This is a genomic window from uncultured Mucilaginibacter sp. (genome assembly GCF_937859865.1).
GTDB lineage: Bacteria > Bacteroidota > Bacteroidia > Sphingobacteriales > Sphingobacteriaceae > Mucilaginibacter_A.
Map to the genome: position 1 here is coordinate 46,129 of NZ_CALMAT010000098.1, position 9,199 is coordinate 55,327.

Genomic DNA, 9,199 nt, shown 5'->3' on the forward strand with positions numbered 1-9,199 from the left:
TTATTATCCCGGTGATGCCAAAATTGATCAGCGAACTCATTCATGGCAATTTAAGCCAGGCTTCGGCCATCGGCGGCTGGCTTACGTTTGCCTATGCCATTATGCAGTTTCTGTTTGCGCCGGTTTTGGGCAATTTGAGCGACCGTTTTGGCAGAAGGCCCGTCCTCCTCTTTTCGCTTTTAGGTTTTGGGATAGATTATATTTTCCTCGCTTTTGCGCCCAGCATCGGCTGGCTATTTGTAGGAAGGACCATTGCTGGGATTACCGGAGCCAGTTTTACCACCGCTTCCGCTTACATTGCCGATATCAGTACGCCGGAAAACCGTGCGCAAAATTTCGGGATGATCGGTGCTGCTTTTGGCTTGGGTTTTATCATCGGGCCTGTTTTGGGCGGATTGTTGGGCCAGTACGGTTCACGCGTTCCGTTTATGGCCGCAGCCGATTTAAGTTTGCTGAATGCTTTGTACGGATTTTTTGTGCTGCCCGAATCACTTTCCAAAGAAAACCGCCGCGCTTTCAACATCAAACGGGCGAACCCGGTTGGCGCGTTGTTGCAATTGAAAAAGTATCCGGCCATCAGCGGCTTGGTTATCTCCCTCATCCTGCTTTACACAGCCAACAACGGTATGCAAAGCACCTGGAGCTATTACGGTATGGAAAAACTAAGCTGGAACGAAGCCATGGTTGGTTACTCATTAGGTTTTGTTGGCTTGATGACGGCGCTGGTACAAACCGTTGTCATCCGCTGGGCCATCCCAAAACTCGGTTCCGAAAAAAGTTTATACACCGGCTTTTTGTTTTACAGTGCTGGTTTGTTCCTGTTTGCTTTTGCGGCCAACTCCTGGCAAATGTTTGCCTTTATCGTCCCGTATTCGCTGGGCGGAATTGCTGGTCCGGCTTTGCAAAGCATCATGTCGGGCTTTGTGCCGCCCAACGAGCAAGGCGAATTGCAAGGCGCCTTAACCAGTTTAATGAGTGCCACCACCATTTTTGCACCGGTACTGATGACCAGCCTGTTTGCTTTTTTTACCAGTGCAAATTCGCCGTTTTTATTTCCGGGCGCACCGTTTTTCCTGGGCGCGGTTTTGGTTTTGGTGAGTACGGGGCTGGCTTATCGGAGTATGAGGAGGGTGGCGGTGAAGAAGGATAACGTGTAGCACTTTAATTTATTTAATATGTTAAGGGTTTTAACATCCGATATTTCTTCACCCAAAAACTAAATAAACTGCGTTTGCCCTGTCCGCACCAATAATTGTTTACTGGCAAATATCTGATAATTTAATTCTGTTTTTGCAATGCCGTTTGATGAGACAATAACCGCCATACATCATCTTCATTTCGCCAAACAGCAACATAAACAGAGTTCATTGTCTTTTCATTTCCTTCCGCATCAACCACCAGTTTCACTTTACCATTGATGGCCAGGCCATCCAATCCGATCGGTACAGCTTTTTCTATATTTAAGCTGATATCATAATAATCATATGTTTTATCGTTTACATTTTGCAGGAATGTTTCCTTGTCATCTCCGTAGCCGGAAGAATGGCCGTAATAAAGGCTTTCTGAAAGTAAAGGACAAAGTAAGTCCACTGAATTTTTTATCATCGCTTCCTTTCTTAGTCCTTCCAATTCAACGGCTAATCCCAACGGATTTTGTATTGTTTGTTTATTCTCGTTTTTCATATTAATTGCATTTGTGGCACAAAAATCGCAAAGTTGAAACCTGTAGAAAATAACAATTGTTAAGATCGCCAACCTTTTTCAAAGCAAAAATTTCAGAAAGTGCAATAAGGCGATAAGTTACCGCCTGTTCCGTATCCTGCTGTAAGAAACTGGTGTGATGCCTAAATAGGAAGCGATATGGTACTGAGGAACCCGTTGCAAAATTTCAGGGTGTTTTTCGAGCAGGTCATGGTAGCGTTGCTCGGGGGAAAGCCTGATATAGTCAAGCAGCAGGTTGACATAATAGAACATCCGGGTGTTGATATAATTTTGAAAATACTCGTTAAATGCAGGAAGCTCTGAAATTAACCTGAGGTAATTTTCCTTGCTTAAAGTATAAAAAGTACTGGCTTCGAGTGTCTCCAAGTTAAACCTGCTGGGTATATGCTTTAAAAAACTTTCCATTGAGCATACATGTGACCCTTCAAGAAAGAATTGTACTGTAACATCTTTGTTTTCTTCAGTAAAAAACATCCGCAAACAGCCCGATTCGATAAAATAAATCCGTTTTGCAATATTCCCTTCACAGAGTATGCTTCTTTTAGCAGGTATTTTTTCCTGTTTAAAATACTCAGAAAACTTTTCCCAGTTTCCGGCAAGCCCGGGAATTGTTTTGGCCAAAACAGGTGGAATTTCTTCTTTCATAATTTAGGTTGCCTGACTTACTGCTACCTAAATTATGAATAGAATTTTGATGTTATTGTTTTCTATGCTTCTTTTACCGCCTAAAAATTGGCGAACATTTGGTCTTTTGATTTACTTAATTTGATACCAGGCACAATTTTTATAGGGTAAAAGAAGCATTATGATTAATCTTAAGCAAACCAACTTATCAGAGGAAACCGCTTATTTGAGCCGGTTTAAAAAGTTGGTGGCTAAATCAATAAATTTTTCAGGCATTTCTTCAGCAATATAATGGCCGCAATCAGCTATACTTACAGCTTCTACTGTAGAATTTGCAATTTTTTGCATAGCTTTTCCCATGTTGGCTCCCTGTGCCTGCTCTCCACCAACGGCCAAGATTGGGATAGTAAGCTTGCGCTGGTAAGCCTTGTTTTGCCTTGAGCTTTCCGGGAAAGCCCGATAGTAAGCGAAACCGTTGCTTAACCTTTCTTTGCCTGTATAGGCTTTTGTATAAACGGCAATGTCGTCATCCGTGATCGCGTCCTTAACAGTAGCCTTTTTTGTAAGGTACCAATTTAGGTATTCCCTTTCTTTTCCTTCAATAAGAAATTCCGGCATCTCTTCTATAGCATGGAAATAAAATTGCCAGATCTTGTTTGCATTTATCGGAGAAAAAACTTCGTCAGGGATCAGGCCGGGAATACCGGCGTCAAGGATGATGAGCGACTGAAGGCTATCCTCAAATTCAAGGGCGAATGTAACGGCGACCCATGCACCAACATCATGGGCCACAAGATGTATTCGGTCAAGCTTTAGCTGGTTGCAAAAGGCTTTGATAAAGGTGGCAACAGACAAGGTATCGGCAGTACTAATCGGATTGCTGTTGCCCATTCCGGGAAGGTCGGCCGCTATTACCCGACAACGTTTTGACAATTCTGGTATGACTTTGCGCCACACATATGATGTTTGCGGCCATCCGTGCAGCATCAACATGGTATCGCCTTCTCCGGTTTCATAATAAGTAACAGGAACGCCATTGATTTCAATTTTTTTAGCTTCCGGCAACAGGGCATTGATTATATTTTTCATAAGTAATTTATTTACATCCTAAGGCTTGCGCCTGTTAGATAGGGTTCAAATTTCCTGCTTTCTGTTAACCTGAAAAATAACAATTGTTAACAAATGCCCCAGGAAATCATCATGCAATGTGATAACTATCGATTTTAACAATTGTTATTTTAACGCACAGCCGGTTAGCCGACCTTTGATTTATTATGAAAACAAAAAACAGATTGACAAAAACCCAAGCTTTTATTCTAAGCATTTTTCTGATCTCCGTTTTTATGACTGCAGTGATGAGTTTCGGGATGTTGGCAGTAAGAAACGGCATAACCTATGGGATTTTTAAACGATGGGTTCAGGATTTCTTACTTGGCTGTGCAATAGCGGTCCCGGCCGGTTATGTTATTGTTCCTTCAATTCAAAAACTGATGGACAAGCTGTCCTGAAAACCAGCCGAAAACTGTGGATAAAGCCTCTATCCGACAATAACTTAATGTTATACAGATCAACATATTCACTTATCTAATTTGTAGGAAAGCACGAGTGTTGTCCTGAATCCTTCTGAACGGTTCTTTGCCGCGGCCTCCTGCATCTCTTTTAATTCAATAAACAGGCCGGATGGTGTTACATAACCGATGCCAGGCCCATAGGCAAATACACGCTCGCGTGTATCTGAGATGCCAAATTTTTCCTGGTAATAGTGGCTGTCTCCATTTTCCGAATCCTGTGCCAATTGCTTCAGATAATATCCGGCAAGTTCCACTCTTAAAGATGATGTTAGGGCATACTCAAGGGAGTAATTGAAATTGTAAGAAACGCCTGGTTTTGTCCGTGTGCCCAGCTCATTAAAATAATAATTGAAGTGGTGGCGCATGCTTACAGAAAATTTTTCGGATGGAAAGATGGTAAACGTGTAATGCGGTACAACGCTGAATAAATGTGCGCCCGGGTTTACATCATATAAACTTTGATAAGCGCCAATGGGTGAAACCAAGTCAAGCTCCAACCGGTGGCTATATCGCATACCCAACAATTTCTTGTTGAACCATTGCACAAATGGCCCGGCAATAATATCCCCTAAAGGGTTTGGGTTTACTGTTGGCACTTGTGATCTGTTGTTTTCAGCAGATAGCCTGACAACCGGTAACAGTACTGTAAACCCCAGGTTTCCTCCGGCCATCTTTGTTTTACCAATGTGAATCAATTGAGACATGGAAAGCAAAGAGTTGACCTTCCCGTTGCCGATGGCTGCTCCTGAAGGCCCGCGGTTGCTGATTGTTTGGTAGTTTTGTATGTACTGCTGATAGTACCAGCCAGTTCCGGGCGGGTTACCGTCTTGCAAGTTGGATAAACCAAGATTAGTGGCTGGCAGTTTCGGATCTTGTGCAGCAACAACTTTGCAAAGCAGTAATAATATAGCAAAGGCATAATAAACTTTCATGTTTTTCATTAAATACTGGCAATAGGGGTATTTATGATCACGAAATTTTTAAAATGATCTTTTCTTTGGAACCTTTATACGTTTGCTGATAAGCTTCCACAGCACGGTCAATAGGAAAAATATAGTCTTCTGTAACCGGGAAAGCGCGCAGGTTTCCATTACTAAACAGCGGCTTCAATTCATTCAAAATCTCCACACAGTCAGCTACGTCCAGTTCCTGCGTGTCAACCCCAACGAAACTGTGTTGTTGCCGATAGAAATTGAAGATGTTAAACGGAACTTCTTTTTGTGCATTATCGCTTATAAATATTTGTGTTCCGCCATGTGCCATAGAGCGGGTAGCTTCTGTAAAACAAGCACTTCCAACGGTATTATAAACGATGTTGGCACCGTGCCCATCCGTAATTTCCATCACTTTCTCAGCAACGTTGGATTCGCTGGAGTTAATCATAATCACCGGATTGTTGCTATGGCCTTTGTAAGGCTGGCCGGATTGCTCTACGCCGATCATTTTTGCACCGAAACTTGTAGCGATCTGTGCAGCAGCCTGCCCAACTTTGCCGTTGCACCCGAAAACCAGTAACCAGTCGCCCGGTTTAGGCAACCCTGCCTTTCTGAGACCTTCGTAGGCTGTAATAAAGGGGACGCCGATCCCGGCAGCTTCCGGCATCGTAATGTGCAATGGTTTTTCGCTGATGGCTTTCACCGGTACAACCAGGTAAGGGGCATGTGTACCGTTCCGTCTGATGCCAAGTTCACCGCCGGTTCCCCATACTTTTTTGCCGATAAACTCCGCAGGCCCGTCAACAACCTCTCCAGAAAAATCCCTTCCCGTGTACCTTGGCCATATGGCGCGGGGAAACAAACCCAGTACAGCTTTTACATCACTTGGGTTAACGCCTGCAAATTCAACCTCAACCACACACTCGCCCTGCCGGGCAATTGGTTGCTCCTGGTCTTCCAGTTCCAATGCAAGTACTTCAATATCAATGGACCGTTGTGTTACTTTAATTGCTTTCATACTCACGATTTATGAAGCAAAGGTGGTTAAGAGGTCATCCGCAGACAATAACAATTGTTAAGAAGATACAGGAAGTGACGGGATTTAATTTTTACTTGATAAAAGAAGCATTCATAAATTATTTTACTGGTGCAGTTTTGGTGAATGCTACTTTGGCTTATCTAAGTATAAAAAAGGTTTTGGTTGAGAATGATGTTTAAGGCCTGTTTAAACTTATATTATAAAAACATTCGTGCTTCTTTTATGCCTATAATTTTGGCGTGTAGCTTATTATAAAGGTATAAAAAGCACAATGGGCCAATGATTTTTAGCCAATAAAAGAAGCATAGAAAATAAATTGAATAAAATTTGGACAAGCCCTAATTATACTGCGTGCTTTTTTCAACCCTTTTTAAACTGCCAATGCAAACCCACCAAACCTCCAACATTGTGGGTAAAATCACCGGCATCCAAGGCAAAGCCGGCCGAAACTTTTAAACTTTTAGAAACGCAGTAATACATTTCCTGCAAACTGTAAAACTGGTTTAAGTTTGGCCCGCTGTTTTGGTATTGGCCATTGGTATAAGTCAACAAAGTTTTGCCCGATAACCTGTTGCTAAACTGTAGCGACAAGCCAATATGCCCGCCGATAATTTGGTTGTAAATAATATTGGAATTGCCCGGGATATTGCTGCTGTTCCAATCAAAAGGTTTAATGCCTCGCTGCTGAAAGTAAGGGTAATCCTGCGCGCGGTAGCGGTTGATGAACAGCGGCGTGCCAACGATCCTATTGTCATACTCCCAGCCTGTTTTGTAATATCCGTTGTTATAATAAGCCTGGCGGTTCTCGGGCGGAGCGTAACTGTCAGCCGTTTTGGTGTAAACAAATTCGACCAATACTTTTTTTAGCACTGATTTTTCGTTTTTTGGCACGAGGCTCAAACCAGAAAGGTTGTCAACATTACGGATATCTACGCCCCAAGTGTCATCAAAAGGAGTTTGGTGATAAAAATGCAGGAAGTTTTTTTCCGTTTCCAAATCAAAACCCACTTCAAAAACACCACGCTGGTCGCCGGCGTGGTAAGCGGCATATTTTGCAGCATTTGGATCGAAACCAGAACCATCATCGGCATTGGTTGTGGAAAAAAATACATTTAAATATCCTTTGAAAGAGCGGTCTAATTGGATGCCCTCGCGTTTGCCGCCCCACTCCACATAATGCTGCAAACCGGCAAAAAACTTAAATTTTCTTTTTCCTGCCCGTAGGTACAAGGTTTTTTCGTGATAATAAGAATCCAGGTAACGGTCCCGGCCAAACCAGCCGTGGCTCAACTGCCCTTTTATTTGCAGCCAGCCATTGGTAAAAGGCACGTTTACATAATCCGTCAAAGCAATACTTATTTTGGGGATCGGCAACGCATTTCCGCTTACGCCTAACGATCCGCTGGACAAATCTTTGTCTGATTCGCCCGGAATATCCTTAAAACGGCCGTACCGGATTTCCAAGTGTTTATAACCGGCTTTGACATAACCTTCCTGAAAAATAACATTTTGAAAATGATTGTTATTGATAACGTTGGCACCGTAATTCACATAAAACAGCGGCTGTTCAATCCCGGTTGGATTAGATTTGCTGATATACTTTTTGCCGAAAACATGCGTATTGTTAAAACCAACATACGTAGAAGCGTCGTACTGCTGATCGGTAATGGCACCCCATTGGTTGGCAACTAGCCACAAAGGCTGATAACCATCTTTTGCAATTGTGCCGATGGAACCTGCATTGACTTGCAATGAATCCAAAAACTGGCAAAAGCCACTGTACGAAAGTAAGATGAAAACAAAAGAAAGTACAAGTCTTTTCATACGGGTCAAGATAGTTCTTTTATATTAGAAAAAAATAAATTCGGTTTGGCCTGGTTATTATAAATGAAAAACCTGCTATTTAAAGTTTACAAATACGGATTTGCAAGATTAAAGTTTCTAATCTTGTTTTTAAATTTACAAACCAAGCTTGCATTTATACTTGCAATCCAAACCATTGCCTAAACACTAATTTTATACCGGTAAAAGAAGCATCGAAACCTTAACCAATCTTTGATAATGACTTTCGCCCAAAACATAAAAAAACGTTTAAAAGACCCATTTAAAACATTCCGGCTTTACCAAATTTTGATTGCTATTGTTTGCATGGTTGTGCCTGCAATTTTAAGGTTGAGCGACCATGAAAATGTTTATCCGCAAAAAGTGAAATTGAACGATATTGATATGCTCAAAGATTCGATACCGGCAATGGTGAAAGATTCTGTCAGGCACATCAAAAAAGACCGTTTAGGCTTTCGGTTGAGCATCAGCGATTATGCTTACAGTTACAACAGTTACCTTTTTGGGATGCTGCTTTGCATTGCCGCCATGTTGTTTATTTTTAACGGAGCCATCTATTTTAAAAATGAATATACGTTGAAATTAAACAGCCACGGAAAATGGTACAATGTGGTTTTGGGCTTGAGTTTGTTGAACGTGATTTGTTTACCGTCCCGGGATTTTACTTTTTTGCATTACACGTTTGCAAGTATCTTTTTTTTGGGAAATGCTTTGGTAATTGGATTGTTCCACAACAAAAAAGACAGGATAAAAAGTATAACTATGTCGGTACTGACGGTTGTGTTTCTGCTGCTTTCTTTGGTACTGAAACCATTAACGTTGCTTTGGGGCGAATGGCTTTCGCTGATTGTGATCGCCATACATTTTATCTTGGAATCCAAGTTTACAAGTTTAAAACAGAGATAAACTTATATACTATTTATTATTTTTGTTTAGTTGGTTCTAATATTAAAATACTGCAAACAAACAAGATTGAAATTATAGTGCTAAAAGAAGCATTGGTTGAATTGGATAAACCAAATATTTTAAAGTAAAGCTAAGGCATAATGAAAATACTTTTATAAAAATATCGGCATAAAAACAGCATTGCACACAAATAATATTTTCAGTTTACCAAAAAATATTACTTAGCTTGTGCCGCATAACCTAAACTATATGCAAGCTTTTTTTAAACAACGGATGCCTTTGATAGGTATCGTTTTTGCAACAGCCATCGGTCTTTTTTCCTGTAAAAACACTTCCAAAGAAAGTGTCAATGCTTTAGTTCAAAAAGAATCCAAAGTTTTGATAACAGTGGATGGCCACACCTTTCGCGACCTCAACAAAAACGGCAAACTGGACGTGTACGAAGACAGCCGGAAACCCGTGGAAGACCGCATCAGCAACCTGCTGAAACAGATGAACCTGGAAGAAAAAGCAGGCCTAATGTTTATCAACGGAACCGTAATCAATGACGATGGCAGCAT

9 protein-coding genes and 1 pseudogene are annotated in these 9,199 nt (G+C 41.5%); 4 read left to right on the forward strand and 6 right to left on the reverse strand.

The features are described from left to right. Positions 1-14 precede the first annotated feature (14 nt). Positions 15-1,157 carry a TCR/Tet family MFS transporter gene (locus Q0192_RS10335; protein WP_366518172.1) on the forward strand — a complete coding sequence of 381 codons (1,143 nt, stop codon included), beginning with the start codon at positions 15-17 and terminating at the stop codon, positions 1,155-1,157. Positions 1,158-1,278: 121 nt separating this feature from the next. On the opposite strand, the gene Q0192_RS10340 is transcribed toward Q0192_RS10335, so the two are convergent. From Q0192_RS10340 to Q0192_RS10350, 3 genes are all read right to left on the reverse strand, one after another. Then, positions 1,279-1,683, reverse strand: a complete 405-nt coding sequence (locus Q0192_RS10340; RefSeq protein ID WP_299289404.1) for a nuclear transport factor 2 family protein — start codon at positions 1,681-1,683, stop codon at positions 1,279-1,281. 117 nt (positions 1,684-1,800) lie between these two features. Further along, positions 1,801-2,367 carry a Crp/Fnr family transcriptional regulator gene (locus Q0192_RS10345; RefSeq protein WP_299289405.1) on the reverse strand — a complete coding sequence of 189 codons (567 nt, stop codon included), beginning with the start codon at positions 2,365-2,367 and terminating at the stop codon, positions 1,801-1,803. Between the two features lie 201 nt (positions 2,368-2,568). Beyond that, positions 2,569-3,435, reverse strand: a complete 867-nt coding sequence (locus Q0192_RS10350; RefSeq protein ID WP_299289406.1) for an alpha/beta hydrolase — start codon at positions 3,433-3,435, stop codon at positions 2,569-2,571. Positions 3,436-3,620: 185 nt separating this feature from the next. Between Q0192_RS10350 and Q0192_RS10355 the strand changes: the two genes are divergently transcribed. Next, a complete protein-coding gene (locus Q0192_RS10355; RefSeq protein WP_299289407.1) occupies positions 3,621-3,854 on the forward strand; it encodes a DUF2798 domain-containing protein in 234 nt (77 codons plus the stop codon). A gap of 68 nt (positions 3,855-3,922) precedes the next feature. Here Q0192_RS10355 and Q0192_RS10360 read toward each other — a convergent pair whose 3' ends face one another. The 3 genes from Q0192_RS10360 to Q0192_RS10370 all read right to left on the reverse strand — a co-directional run bounded on the left by Q0192_RS10360 (position 3,923) and on the right by Q0192_RS10370 (position 7,715). After that, positions 3,923-4,849: a transporter gene (locus tag Q0192_RS10360; RefSeq protein WP_299289408.1), complete on the reverse strand. Its 927-nt coding sequence runs from the start codon at positions 4,847-4,849 to the stop codon at positions 3,923-3,925. A gap of 37 nt (positions 4,850-4,886) precedes the next feature. Further along, positions 4,887-5,870, reverse strand: a complete 984-nt coding sequence (locus tag Q0192_RS10365; RefSeq protein ID WP_299289409.1) for a zinc-binding alcohol dehydrogenase family protein — start codon at positions 5,868-5,870, stop codon at positions 4,887-4,889. Positions 5,871-6,251: 381 nt separating this feature from the next. After that, on the reverse strand, positions 6,252-7,715 hold the full coding sequence (locus Q0192_RS10370; RefSeq protein WP_299289410.1) for a capsule assembly Wzi family protein: 1,464 nt from the start codon (positions 7,713-7,715) through the stop codon (positions 6,252-6,254). Between the two features lie 237 nt (positions 7,716-7,952). On the opposite strand from Q0192_RS10370, the gene Q0192_RS10375 reads away from it, so the two are divergent. After that, positions 7,953-8,639 (forward strand): hypothetical protein, encoded by a 687-nt coding sequence (locus tag Q0192_RS10375; RefSeq protein ID WP_299289411.1) that lies wholly within the window; start codon positions 7,953-7,955, stop codon positions 8,637-8,639. Positions 8,640-8,888: 249 nt separating this feature from the next. Then, positions 8,889-9,199 (forward strand): annotated as a pseudogene (locus tag Q0192_RS10380) (hypothetical protein); the annotation flags it as partial.